Origin of the sequence: Runella sp. SP2 (assembly GCF_003711225.1) — a bacterium.
Lineage (GTDB): Bacteria > Bacteroidota > Bacteroidia > Cytophagales > Spirosomataceae > Runella.
The window spans coordinates 5,009,521-5,021,736 of sequence record NZ_CP031030.1; the positions used below are offsets into that span (position 1 = coordinate 5,009,521).

14 protein-coding genes are annotated in these 12,216 nt (G+C 46.4%); 10 read left to right on the forward strand and 4 right to left on the reverse strand.

Annotated elements, in window-relative coordinates:
• Positions 1-32: 32 nt before the first annotated feature.
• A complete protein-coding gene (locus DTQ70_RS20150) occupies positions 33-1,232 on the forward strand; it encodes a redoxin domain-containing protein (RefSeq protein WP_122932477.1) in 1,200 nt (399 codons plus the stop codon).
• A gap of 45 nt (positions 1,233-1,277) precedes the next feature.
• Here DTQ70_RS20150 and DTQ70_RS20155 read toward each other — a convergent pair whose 3' ends face one another.
• From DTQ70_RS20155 to moaC, 3 genes are read right to left on the reverse strand one after another with little or no spacing between them, the layout of a single operon-like run.
• Positions 1,278-1,646 (reverse strand): DUF5615 family PIN-like protein, encoded by a 369-nt coding sequence (locus DTQ70_RS20155; RefSeq protein WP_164490129.1) that lies wholly within the window; start codon positions 1,644-1,646, stop codon positions 1,278-1,280.
• Positions 1,615-1,851 carry a DUF433 domain-containing protein gene (locus DTQ70_RS20160; protein WP_122932479.1) on the reverse strand — a complete coding sequence of 79 codons (237 nt, stop codon included), beginning with the start codon at positions 1,849-1,851 and terminating at the stop codon, positions 1,615-1,617. Before DTQ70_RS20160 ends, DTQ70_RS20155 begins: the two co-directional genes overlap by 32 nt.
• Before the next feature lie 41 nt (positions 1,852-1,892).
• Positions 1,893-2,363, reverse strand: coding sequence for a cyclic pyranopterin monophosphate synthase MoaC (gene moaC / locus DTQ70_RS20165; protein ID WP_122932480.1), 471 nt, complete (start codon positions 2,361-2,363; stop codon positions 1,893-1,895).
• 229 nt (positions 2,364-2,592) lie between these two features.
• On the opposite strand from moaC, the gene DTQ70_RS20170 reads away from it, so the two are divergent.
• The 6 genes from DTQ70_RS20170 to DTQ70_RS20195 are packed head-to-tail and all read left to right on the forward strand — an operon-like array spanning position 2,593 to position 9,116.
• On the forward strand, positions 2,593-3,471 hold the full coding sequence (locus DTQ70_RS20170) for an EboA domain-containing protein (protein ID WP_122932481.1): 879 nt from the start codon (positions 2,593-2,595) through the stop codon (positions 3,469-3,471).
• Entirely contained in the window at positions 3,455-4,477 is a 1,023-nt protein-coding gene (locus tag DTQ70_RS20175; protein ID WP_122932482.1) for a TatD family hydrolase, read from the forward strand. The genes DTQ70_RS20170 and DTQ70_RS20175 overlap by 17 nt, the downstream gene beginning before the upstream one ends.
• 1 nt (position 4,478) lies before the next feature.
• Positions 4,479-5,354 carry a UbiA-like protein EboC gene (gene eboC / locus DTQ70_RS20180; protein ID WP_122932483.1) on the forward strand — a complete coding sequence of 292 codons (876 nt, stop codon included), beginning with the start codon at positions 4,479-4,481 and terminating at the stop codon, positions 5,352-5,354.
• Between the two features lie 13 nt (positions 5,355-5,367).
• The gene (locus DTQ70_RS20185) at positions 5,368-6,534 is read left to right on the forward strand and encodes a 3-dehydroquinate synthase (RefSeq protein ID WP_122932484.1); all 1,167 of its coding nucleotides are present in this window, start codon (positions 5,368-5,370) and stop codon (positions 6,532-6,534) included.
• A 15-nt stretch (positions 6,535-6,549) separates the two neighbouring features.
• Complete coding sequence (gene eboE / locus DTQ70_RS20190; protein WP_122932485.1) at positions 6,550-7,746, forward strand: metabolite traffic protein EboE; 1,197 nt, start codon at positions 6,550-6,552, stop codon at positions 7,744-7,746.
• Positions 7,743-9,116: an alkaline phosphatase family protein gene (locus tag DTQ70_RS20195; RefSeq protein ID WP_122932486.1), complete on the forward strand. Its 1,374-nt coding sequence runs from the start codon at positions 7,743-7,745 to the stop codon at positions 9,114-9,116. Before eboE ends, DTQ70_RS20195 begins: the two co-directional genes overlap by 4 nt.
• Before the next feature lie 30 nt (positions 9,117-9,146).
• Here the strand turns inward: DTQ70_RS20195 and DTQ70_RS20200 are convergent, their stop codons facing one another.
• Positions 9,147-9,569, reverse strand: a complete 423-nt coding sequence (locus DTQ70_RS20200; protein ID WP_122932487.1) for a hypothetical protein — start codon at positions 9,567-9,569, stop codon at positions 9,147-9,149.
• Positions 9,570-9,678: 109 nt separating this feature from the next.
• Between DTQ70_RS20200 and DTQ70_RS20205 the strand changes: the two genes are divergently transcribed.
• The 3 genes from DTQ70_RS20205 to DTQ70_RS20215 all read left to right on the forward strand — a co-directional run bounded on the left by DTQ70_RS20205 (position 9,679) and on the right by DTQ70_RS20215 (position 12,207).
• The gene (locus DTQ70_RS20205; protein WP_122932488.1) at positions 9,679-10,167 is read left to right on the forward strand and encodes a DUF6252 family protein; all 489 of its coding nucleotides are present in this window, start codon (positions 9,679-9,681) and stop codon (positions 10,165-10,167) included.
• Between the two features lie 146 nt (positions 10,168-10,313).
• On the forward strand, positions 10,314-11,450 hold the full coding sequence (locus DTQ70_RS20210; RefSeq protein ID WP_122934492.1) for an aspartate aminotransferase family protein: 1,137 nt from the start codon (positions 10,314-10,316) through the stop codon (positions 11,448-11,450).
• 145 nt (positions 11,451-11,595) lie between these two features.
• Positions 11,596-12,207 (forward strand): Uma2 family endonuclease, encoded by a 612-nt coding sequence (locus tag DTQ70_RS20215; RefSeq protein ID WP_122932489.1) that lies wholly within the window; start codon positions 11,596-11,598, stop codon positions 12,205-12,207.
• Positions 12,208-12,216: the final 9 nt, after the last annotated feature.

Sequence of the window (12,216 nt, forward strand, 5' to 3'; positions counted from 1 at the left end):
CATCCCACCTTATTAACATAACATCAAACCGCGTGAAGCATTTAGTCATCTTTGTATTGTTGGCCGTTTCTTTTCAGGCATTTACCCAAACGGAATCCTTACTGGGCAAAAAATCCCCCGAACTGAAGTTTGAAACCATTGTCAATTTTGAGAAAACCAACGCCACGCTCAGCGACTTCAAAGGCAAGATTGTCATCCTTGATTTTTGGGCTACTTGGTGCGGGCCTTGTATTCAATCGTTTCCAGAATTAGAAAAACTTCAAGCCAAATTCCGCAACGACCTTCAGGTCATTACCATCACAGACGACCCCGAAATGCGGATAAAACGTTTTTTGGAAAAGCGAAAAACAACCCTTCCCGTTGTGATTGATGAAAAAAGAGCGCTGGCGAAAATTTTCCCTCACCGCACCATTCCCCACACGGTCTTGATTGATAAAATGGGAACCGTACAGGCCATCACGACTTCGTCCGAGTTATCCGAAGCATTAATTAAGAACCTTCTTGCGGGGAAGGCTGTGAGTGTAAAGGAGAAAAAAGATGTCATTGATTTTGACCCTTCTTTGCCACTTTCTGGCAATGGCGACTTTACTTTTCAGCTTACCATTACCCCTTTTAAGGAAGGTTATCCCTCTTTTTGTAACCCAAAAGGAGGTGGTAGCATCTACGAAGGGCGGCGAATCGTTGCGACCAACCTTTCTCCCAAAACGTTATTTGAAGTTGCGCATCAATTTCCGCCAGGCATCCGAACAGTACTGGACGTATCTGACCCTTCAAAATTTTCTTGGAACGAGCAAAATTGTGTCTGTTTTGACTTAATCGTTCCCGAACACCTTGGCGAAAAACGGTTCGACATCATGAAGCAGCAATTAGAAATCTATTTTGGCTATCAATCATTGATTGAAGAGCGAGTACGCCCCGTAAAAGTTCTTCAAAGAATCAAGGACACCGCCGCCAAACTCACGGAGTCAAAACCAGAAACCACCCCTGCCTCAAGCTACAGTGGAAAAGGATTATCCATGAAAGCGTCGGGCGTGGCAACCCTTGCAGATTTTTTGGAAAATCAAATTAACAAAACCGTCATCGACGAAACAGGTCTAACAGGCTTGTACGATTTGGACATTCCTTGGTACAACGAAACGCCCAAACAAATTCACGAAGAATTAAGGAAAATAGGATTGCAGCTAGTTGAGGCCGAGCGAAAAATAAAAGTACTGGTTATCAAAGACAAATAGCCTCACAAACGTCAATGGGCTGGCCTTATCGACCAGCCCATTTTTTTATAAATCAACAGTTGTCAGTGTCACTGGAAATCCTTCATTCTCAATGTCATGATATAGCTTAATAAGCACCTCTTGGATTTTCGGCACTTGAGGAAGTATATCGTCGTAGCGATTTGAAAACAGATTCAGCTGAAGAATGAATAGCGGTATATTGTACGTATTCTGCTGATAACGAATACTTTTATCATTGGTCACAAGCACATGGAAGCCGTTATCTAACATTAGCCTTAGTAACTCTCCATTCTTTTTCCCCAGCCAATTTTGATCACGAATAGTAGTTACAGCTAAGGTTGTTGACTCAAAGCGATATTTGAGTTTAGTAGGCAGGTTTTCATCAAGCAGCACTCGCAAAGGCAGACGTATCATGAGAAGTAAAATTACGTTTGGCAAAATCTAGCACTGCCTGTATTTGTTCTTCTGAGATATAATCAAAGTCAGACAAAAAGGCGTGATACGAATCTCCATGATGCAAATAGTCAAACAAGTTTTTGACAGGGACTCGCGTTCCCCTAAATACAGGTGTTCCTCCCAAAATTTCGGGGTCTGACACAACAGCTTCTTCCAAAGTCATGATAATGGACGTTTTTCCTAACCAAAAATACTTTTTTTTCGCTACAATCTAAAATCTCTTTTACCTCCTGTTTTGGCAATAAGGCGGGTTTCTTTGATGACAATATGCTGGCTCATGGCTTTACACATGTCGTAAATAGTCAGCGCAGCTACGCTTGCTCCAGTCAACGCTTCCATTTCAATGCCTGTTTTCCCCGTCACGCTGGCGGTACATTCAATCACGACCTCGCGGGCTTCGTTGACCGATATTTCTACTTGACAGTTTTCGAGCCCCAACGGGTGGCAAAGTGGAATTAGCTCCCCCGTGCGCTTGGCCGCCATCACTCCTGCAATAATCGCGGTCTGAAAAACGGGGCCTTTTTTTGTATTAATTTCGTCGTTTTGGAGCAAATCCATGATTTCATCGCCCAATACCACAATAGTCCGCGCTTTGGCGACGCGTTTCGTGACTGCTTTTTCCGACACATCAACCATGCTGGGATTTCCGTCGGCATTCAAATGAGTAAGAGACATTCCCTTCTTGTTTTTATATGCAAAGTAACAGGGTTTGATTCTCTTTTTAACCACATAAACCACTTAGTTTTTTATGATTCCTATTGTGAAAACTTCTATGTTCCCTATGTGGTTATCTAAGAAAGTCTAAACACGTCGATTTCCTAATTTTTATCATTGTATTGTCTGCGCTCATTGACTACCATTGTACCTTTGTCATGGGTCTTTGAACAAAGAACGACTGAATGCTATGTATGAACCAATAAAGAGCTTGTTGTGGGAGATTTTGACCACCCACCTTACTACAGCCGAGTCGGAATGGCTCGAAAAACAGGGCGTCGCTCACCCGCTCGAATTGATGACCGCTTTTGTGGCCGCCCCGCGGTTTTTGTCCAAACGATTCGTTCAACCCAGCCCCGAACAAGCCGCCGAGCTTGATAACCTCATCGAAGGTTTTTCGGTAGAAGGCTGGAGTTTTGTGCGCCTAAGCCGCGTGTGGCTGTTGAGCTGCTTGGATGCCTCCAACAAAGAAGCGTATTGCCGCCACATCGAAACCCTCTTTGATACGGCCGAAATGAACGAGTTGGTGGCGCTTTATTCGGCGTTGCCTCTTCTGGCCTATCCCGAACAATGGCTGTTTAGGGCGACCGATGCCGTTCGTTCCAACATGGGCGTGGTTTATGAAGCCATTGCCTTGGGCAACCCGTACCCTTATCATCATTTTTCCGAATTGGCCTGGAATCAATTGGTTTTGAAGGGAATTTTTAACGACAAACCGCTTCACCTGATTTATGGATTGGAAGAACGTAGCAACGAAAAACTCGTGCTGACGCTATCTGATTTCGCGCACGAACGCTGGGCCGCAGGACGGTGGGTAGCGCCTCAAGTATGGCGACTGACCTCCAAGTTTTTGAACGAAACGTTGTTGGAAGATATGAAACATTTGTTTCAGTCAGACGTTGAATACGACCAACAAGCCGCAGCCTTGGCTTGTTATCATTCCAATTACGAGCCTGCTTTACAATTACTGGCGAGTTATCCACATTTAGAAAAAATTGTTAACAATCACCACATTACGTGGACAAATCTTGAATTTTCTGACCTGAATACCTATGTGTCAAAACCATAAAGAACTTGAACAAAACCCCTCTCACTTTGAAGAGTCGGAGGAGGTAGTCGCCCACACTGACTTGAGTTGGGAATCGCACCGTGACCTGATTCGTGGAATGCGTTTTTTTGACCCGCACATCCACATGGTATCCCGTACTACCGACGACTACGAGGCCATGCGCGACGCGGGCATTGTGGCGCTGATTGAACCCGCGTTTTGGGTAGGGCAGCCGCGCACGGGGCTTTCCACCTTCAAAGACTATTTTAGCAGCTTGGTCGGTTGGGAGCGTTTTCGTTCGTCTCAGTTTGGCATCAAACATTATTGCACGATTGGCCTCAATTCCCGCGAAGCCAACAACGAGCCTTTGGCCGAGCAGGTAATGGAAATATTGCCGTTGTACCTGTACAAAGAAGGCGTAGTAGGGGTGGGAGAAATTGGGTTTGACGACCAAACGGCTGCCGAAGAAAAATACTACCGTTTACAGTTGGAACTGGCAAAAAAAGCCAAGTTGCCCGTGCAAATTCACACCCCCCACCGCGATAAAAAACGCGGCACCGAGCGCAGCATGGCCATCGCATTGGAGCACGGTATCGACCCGTCGTGGGTGATTGTGGACCATAACAACGAAGAGACGGTAAAAAGTGTGCTCGACCAAGGTTTTTGGGCAGCATTTACGATTTATCCTTTCACCAAAATGAGCAACGAACGAATGGTGAAAATTGTGGAGCAATACGGCCCCGAACGCATCATGGTCAACTCCGCTGCCGACTGGGGAATTTCTGACCCGTTGGCAATTCCAAAAACGGCGGTTTTGATGAAACTCAACGGCATTTCGGACGAGGCCATTCGGTTGGTTACGTACCAAAATGCCATCGATGCTTTTGCCAAAAGTGGTCAAATTGACGTCAGCGATTTTGAAAATGGCCTGACCATTGACCAAAGCCAAAAATTTAATGGAAATACCATTTTGCGCGGAGGCCAGGAACCTGGCGCAAAAAAAACAAACACGCTGATTATCAAGTAACGTGAGTAGCCTCAAACCCTATTTTCAACTCGCTCGTCCTGCCAACATTGTCACGGCAATCGCCGATATTTTGGCGGGGATGACCATTGCCCAGTTCGTTTTTGAACCCACTCCCAACAACGCCTATTGGCTGATTCCAGCCACGATAGGCTTGTACGGCGGCGGCGTGGTGATGAACGACGTTTTTGACGCCAAACTCGACGCCATCGAGCGCCCCGAACGCCCCATCCCAAGCGGCAAAGTATCGGTGCAGGCCGCTGCCATTTTGGGGGTTGGTTTACTACTTTTGGGCGTGTTAGCCGCCGCACAGTTCAGCATTCTAAGCGCCGAAATTGCCATTACAGTAGCTATTTTAGCCGTCATTTACGACCGTTTTGCCAAACATAGTGCTTTTTGGGGGCCGTTGACCATGGGGCTTTGTCGGGGAGGAAATTTGCTTCTTGGCATGAGTGCCGTTGAGCCTTCTTTGTCGGAATGGGGCTGGGTGGCGTTGGTGCCTATTGCTTACATTGGCGCTATTACGCTTATTAGTCAAGACGAAGTTCACGGAGGAAAACGGCGCTCGTTGTACATCGCTGCTTCCTTATATACTACCGTCCATGCAGTGCAATTTCTGGTAGCACACCAACAAGGAAATGCGCCATTGGCATTCCTTCTCATTGCTCTTCATGCGTGGTTGGTAGGGCGTCCTTTGTGGACAGCCATACAAAATCCTATTGGCCCCAACATCGGCAAAGCGGTAAAATCTGGCGTTTTATCGCTTATTGTGATGGATGCGTCTTGGTGCGTAGTATTTGGGAACTGGCCTCTAGCCCTTGGTGTTCTGCTACTACTTCCGTTATCCATACGATTGGCCCGTATTTTTGCGGTGACTTAGCGAGTTTAAACTTATGCAAATCTTACAACAAACGTTTCAGGTACCTTATACCTATTCTATTTTTTTCACCAAACGACTATTCGACGTTGCCAATGATACGTTGCGTTCGTTCTTTGGTTCGTTTGGCCAAGCTGGCTTTCAACGTAAAGTATTGATAGCCATTGATGGAGGTTTTCTAGCTCATCATCCACAACTTCAAGAAGAGATTAACCTTTATTTTTCTTCCCTTGAAGACCTGGTGAAACTTGTGCCTCAGCTACTTGTTTTGCCTGGCGGAGAAGCGGCAAAAAACGACCCTAGCTTGTTCGACGAACTCGTAGAAGCCATTGATAATTACGGCATTGACCGCCATTCGTTTGTCATTGGCATCGGCGGAGGAGCCATTTTAGACTTGGTCGGATACGCCGCAGCCGTATCGCACCGTGGTGTGAAGCACATTCGGATTCCGACGACGGTATTGTCCCAAAACGATTCGGGCGTAGGAGTGAAAAATGGCATCAACTACCGTGGAAAGAAAAACTTTTTGGGGACGTTTGCTCCGCCCGTAGCGGTGTTTAACGACTTGACGTTTCTCCAAACCCTCGACGACCGCGACTGGCGCGGGGGCATTGCAGAAGCCATCAAAGTTGCACTCATCAAAGACCAATCGTTTTTTGAGTGGATTGAAGTCAACGCCGAAGCCCTTGCCCAGCGCAATGAAGAGGTGATGGCTTACTTGATTCATCGCTGCGCCGAAATGCACGTTGAACACATCCGCAGCGGCGACCCCTTTGAATTTGGTTCTTCGCGACCGCTGGATTTTGGCCACTGGGCGGCTCACAAGCTCGAATACCTCACCGATTTTCAGGTGCGCCACGGCGAAGCAGTTGCCATTGGCATTGCCCTCGACTGTGTGTATTCGGTCAAAGTAGGAAAACTCACCAACACCGAATTGCAGCGTATTTTAACGGTTATCCAAAAATTAGGTTTTGACCTTTACCACCCCAAACTCGCCGAAAACGACAAAATCAACCTTCGCAACGGCCTACAAGAATTTAGAGAACACTTGGGCGGCCGCCTGACCATCATGCTCCTCGACCGCATCGGAAAGGGCGTTGAAGTCCACGAAATGGACGCCGACCTCATTGCTGAGTCAGTGGATTATTTGGAAGGGAATTATGCGAATTTGCTGGTCGGTTAAAAAACGTTTATTACCATGAAAACTCCCTACGGACACCTCACTTATTGTAGCAACATTCACCCTGGCGAACGATGGGAGGATCATTTTAAAACCCTGCGCGACAACCTGCCGTACATCCAATCGCAGCTTTCGCCTAATGCTCCTTTTGCATTGGGGCTTCGTCTAGCCAACGACGCATCTATCGAGTTGGCGGAGCCTGAAAAATTGGCTGAATTTAAGGCATGGTTGAGCGCCAATAATATCTACGTTTTTACCATGAACGGCTTCCCGTACGGCGGTTTTCATGCTACCCGCGTGAAAGACGATGTACACACGCCTGACTGGACCACCGACGACCGCACGGCTTATACGCAGCGTTTGTTTGGGATTTTGGCCCAGTTACTACCCGAAGGAATGGAAGGCGGGATTTCTACTTCTCCCCTTTCGTACCGCTATTGGTGGGAAACCGAAGAAGATAAACAACAAGCCATCAAAACGGCGACCGAAAATATTTTGCAGGTGGTCGAAACGCTAATGGAATTGCGGAAATCGACGGACAAACTCATGCACCTTGACATTGAGCCTGAACCCGACGGCATTTTGGAAAACGGGCAGGAGTTTATCGAGTGGTACAGTGAATATTTTTTACCAAAAGGCACTGCTTTTCTAGTCGAAAAACACGGTCTTTCTCCCGAAATCGCCCAAGAAACCTTGCTGACCCACGTACAACTTTGCTACGATGTTTGTCACTTTGCGGTCAGTTATGAAGAGCCACAAGTCATTGTTGACCAGCTCAAAGAGGTAGGAATCCGAGTTGGAAAAATTCAGATTAGTTCAGCCGTAAAGATGACATTGAACGACCAACGCGCTGAAAAATTAGACGCCATTAGAAGCTTCGACGAACCCGTGTATTTGCACCAAGTCGTCGCAAAAACCGAAGAAGGCACGTTCCAAAAATTCCCCGATTTGGCAGAAGCCCTCCAAGCCGACGCTAGTACCCACAACGAATGGCGGATTCACTTCCACGTGCCGCTGTTTATTGATTCGTACGGCTTACTTGACTCGACACAGGCTGAAATTGTGAAGACGCTCAATGTACATAAGGCTACGCCGTTTACCCAACACCTTGAAGTCGAAACTTATACCTGGGGCGTGTTGCCTACCGATATGCAAAAACCCATCGGCGAGTCTATTGTCCGCGAAATGCAATGGGTACAAGAACAACTCAAATGAACAAAACCGTTGTCATAGATATTGTTGGCCTGAGTGCCAATTTGATTGGAGAACATACTCCTTTTTTGAGCGAGTACGTTAAATCACGCCACACAACGCCGATTAAGCCCGTGCTGCCTGCCGTAACGACCACTTCGCAGAGTTGTTATGTAACGGGTAAATGGCCCTCGGAACACGGGATTGTGGCCAACGGCTGGTACGACCGCGAAGACGCCGAAATGAAGTTTTGGAAGCAATCCAACAAGTTGGTGAAAGCCGAAAAAATCTGGGATGCCGCCAAACGTCAAGACCCGTCGTTCACCTGTTCCAAGATGTTTTGGTGGTACAACATGTACTCTACCGCCGACTTTTCGGTCACACCCCGCCCCCAATACCACGCCGACGGGGTGAAAGCACCCGATTGCTACGCCTACCCTGCATCGTTGCGCGACGAACTTCAGCAAGATTTGGGACAATTTCCGCTGTTTAATTTTTGGGGACCCAATGCCAATATCAAATCGACAAAATGGATTGCCGATGCATCGCTGTGGGTTGACCGCAAACATGACCCTACGCTGACGCTCATTTATTTGCCGCATTTGGATTATTGTTTACAAAAATTCGGCCCTGATTTTTCAAAGATTAGCAAAGAACTCAATGAAATCGACCAAGTCGTGGCCGATTTGGTGCGGCATTACGAAGCCAAAAACACCCGCATTGTTTTACTTTCCGAATACGGCATTAACCCCGTTCATCGTCCCGTTCACATCAATCGTATTTTGCGCGAAGAAGGTCTGATTTCAGTACGTAACGAGCGTTGGTATGAGCTTTTGGACGCGGGTGCTTCTAAAGCATTTGCTGCTGCCGACCACCAAATTGCCCACATTTATATCAATGACCCTGCCGTAAAAGCGCAGGTAAAAAAACGCCTCGAACAAACCGAAGGAATCGAACTCGTACTGGACGAAGATGGCAAAAAAGCGCATCACATCGACCACGAGCGGGCGGGCGACTTGGTCGCGGTAGCCAAGCCCGACAGTTGGTTTACGTACTATTATTGGCTCGACGACGCCAAAGCGCCCGATTACGCGCATTTGGTTGACATCCACCGCAAACCAGGCTACGACCCCGTTGAGATGTTTATGGATCCCAAAAATCCGTTTATCAAACTTCGAGCGGGCTATAAATTAGCGCGTAAGCTGCTCGGTTTCCGTTATTTGATGGACGTTATTCCGCTGGATGCTACGCTCATCAAAGGTTCACACGGAGGCATCAGCGCTTCACCCGAATTTTATCCCATTTGTATTACAGACACTCCCCTCACGCAGGCCGAACTCCAAGCTACGGATGTCTATGAAGTGATTTGGGGGCATTTGTTTGAGAAAGCATAGGTTGGGTTTTTATCCGAGGAAAATAGGCTATCATTTCTTTTTTCTCGGATAAACAACCTCATTGGGAAAACTAGCCTGAACAGGTATCATGTAAACAGTCAGCGTCCATTTACCTCTACTATTCCCCCTAAAAACTCGATCAATTTTGGCGTGATGGTATCCCAAACTTTTGATTGTTACTGCCCTTAATTTCTCAGCCAAGCTAATTTTTACCATTCCCAACGAATCCGTCACATACCTTCCCGTGGCCTCTCCAGCTTTATGTTTGTTTAACCAAATAAACGCACTCGGCATTGGCCTATTATCCTGAGCATCTTTTACATACACGACGAGACTATCCTTTTCCGTGGGAGTATATCTAGCCTCGTACCCTCTTTCTCCAAAGAGTTTTTCTTGGGCATTTGCGCTACTACACAAAAAGCAAAAAAGATAAATGAAGATGCGTTTTTTCATTGGTTAATTCTTAGCCGTAGAATCCAAAGAGACTTACAAAGCTATTTGATGAATATAACTACTATTTCCACAATTTCTTATGAAGAATTTCCCTCTAACACTACTACTCTTGAGCCTACTAATCATCAATAGCTGCCAACCCAAAGATGATGCCTTACCCGCTCCTACGACTGAGGGGCTCAATACTTTTGGTTGTAAAATCAATGGAAAAGTATGGATTGCAGACGGCATTCGGAACGACCAAGGCCCCGCCGCCAAAGCCATTGAGGTAGAGTTTAAGCGGTTGAATGCTACTACTTTTTATTTGTTTATCCATACCAATGCCAGCACCAAAGACCGCGTTCAGCTAACGCTGCCCAAAGGAGTCGTGGGTACTAATCTATTGGAAGATTTGTACGACAAACCTTTCGGGATTTATTACGACAACAATTTCAAGATTTTCAAGACAAAATCATCAAACCCAGGACAAGTCGTCATCTCCCGATTGGACACCGTGAACCGAATCGTCTCAGGCAGATTTGCGTTTGATGCCGAATTCGTTGTTTCCAAAGAAACAGTAAAAGTTACCGAAGGACGTTTTGATGTTAAGTATGAGTGAGGAGAATGAGCAAATCCATTCACCTATTCCACCACATTCTCCGCCAGATTCGGTATCTTTGCGGAGTTTTTTTATTTTAAGTTAGTTTGATAACGTGTTTGTTGTACGACTAACTAATAACAATTAACGGTGGCTTGCCACTTAGTATCATGAACCTGTTTAACGTTTATCCGATTTACGACATCGAACCCGTCCAAGCGCAAGGCTCTTGGCTCTGGGACAGCAAAGGCGAGAAGTACCTCGACCTTTACGGCGGTCACGCCGTGATTTCGGTGGGTCATTGTCACCCCCATTACGTCGAAAAAATGACGGAACAGTTGCGACGAATTAACTTCTACTCCAACTCTGTCAGGATACCGTTACAGGATGAATTGGCCCAAAAACTAGGCGACCTCGCGGGCTATCCCGATTATACCCTCTTTTTGTGCAACTCTGGTGCTGAAGCCAACGAAAACGCCATTAAGTTGGCCTCTTTTTACAACGGCGGTAGCAAAATAGTCGCCTTTACGAAGTCGTTTCACGGCCGTACGGCAGGAGCAGTTGCGATGACCGACAACCCGTCGATTGTTGCGCCTGTCAACTACAACAAACACGTCACGTTTTTGCCGTTCAACGACGCCGAAGCCATTCGTCAGCATGACATGACCGACGTGTGTGCCATCATCGTTGAAGGCATCCAAGGCGTGGGTGGTATCCAAGTAGCATCAGAAGAGTTTTTGCGGGCCATCCGTCAGAAATGTGATGAAAGCAACGCTACCTTTATTTTGGACAGCGTACAGTGCGGTTATGGTCGTTCGGGCAAATTTTTCTCAAACCAACACTACACCGACCTTCACGCCGACCTATACACCACGGCCAAAGGCATGGGCAACGGTTTCCCCATTGCAGGGGTTTTGATTTCGCCCAAGTTCCAAGCCAAATACGGCATGTTGGGAACTACCTTCGGCGGAAATCACTTGGCGTGTGCGGCGGGTATTGCTGTACTCGACATCATGAAGGAAGAAAACCTCATGGCCAACGCCGTAGAAATCGGGGATTATTTGATGAAAGGCATTGCCGAAATCGGTGGCTACAAAGAGCTTCGCGGACGTGGGTTGATGATTGGCATCGAATACGATTTCGCCATTGAAGACCTCCGCAACAAGCTGTTGTTCGACTATAAATTATTCACGGGCGTAGCAGGCAAAAACACCATTCGTTTGTTGCCGTCGCTCGCACTCAAAAAAGAAGAAGCTGATTTGTTTTTAGAAGCGTTGAGCAAAGAAGTTCGCGTTTTGGCCTAATTAAAAGCTAGTCCCAAGATGTAATTCGGGACGCTCATGGTATCACGTTTCTGACGTTATAATTGGAAAAACCCTGAAAAAGTAACCTATCTTTTTCAGGGTTTTTATTTATCTTTACCAAAGATACTTTTTAAATCAACTGACCATGTTAACGAAAACCTCTCGTCGAAAAGCACTACTGCCTCCCCAAAAGGTGTCTATTGAAGAATATTTCAGGGCAGAAGACAAATCCATTTATAAACATGAATACCATGACGGCATTATCAAAAAAATGGCAGGAGGACAATTAACTCATAATCGATTGGCTCAAAAAGCAGCCAATCTCATTGATTCTTTTTTGGAAAGTAATGATGTAAATCTTGTGGTAAGTAACAGCGACACTAAAATCCGAATTGAGCAATACAACAAGTTTGTGTATCCCGATGCAGTAGTGATTTGTGAAAAGCCAGCGTTTTACCAAAACCGAAAAGATACAATTACCAACCCTCTTGTCGTCGTAGAAGTACTGTCCGACTCCACCAAAGAGTACGACCGAACCCTCAAATACGAGTATTACCGTACCATTCCAAGTTTCAAAGAATACGTATTGGTACATCAAGACCGCAAACACGTATCGGTCTATACCAAACAACCCGATGCCACTTGGATTGTCCGCGACTACGACGGCGACGATGCCACCGCTATTTTGTACGCCATTCAGCAATGTCCACTGTCTCTCAAACGTCTTTACAGGGGACTAGAAATCATAAACCCATAAAAAAACCGC